We start from the raw sequence: 241 nt of genomic DNA, 5'->3' as shown, positions 1-241 counted from the left end.
CCCCGAGCGCTTGCCGTCCGAGACGCACAAACCGATCACCGGCTACCTGTGGGGCGGACTGGCTGTGCTGACTTGCCCCTGCCACCTGCCCATCCTCGCTGTCGTGCTGGCCGGCACAACCGCCGGTGCTTTCCTCGGCGAGCATTGGGTCATCGCGGCGCTCGGTTTGACCGGCCTGTTCCTTCTGTCCCTGTCGCGGGCGTTGCGGGCATTCAGGGAAAGAGAATGAGCGCTTTCCGGC

General features: G+C 66.4%; 1 protein-coding gene. It reads left to right on the top strand.

Annotation, left to right across the window (positions count from 1 at the left end; translation table 11 throughout):
* The coding region (merE, locus tag RVY79_RS21290) for a broad-spectrum mercury transporter MerE (protein WP_067512285.1) at positions 1-229 on the top strand (229 nt) is incomplete at its 5' end.
* Positions 230-241: the final 12 nt, after the last annotated feature.

It is taken from the genome of Chromohalobacter sp. HP20-39 (assembly GCF_033052815.1).
Taxonomy (GTDB): domain Bacteria; phylum Pseudomonadota; class Gammaproteobacteria; order Pseudomonadales; family Halomonadaceae; genus Chromohalobacter.
This window is presented reverse-complemented; position numbering and strand designations above follow the sequence as displayed.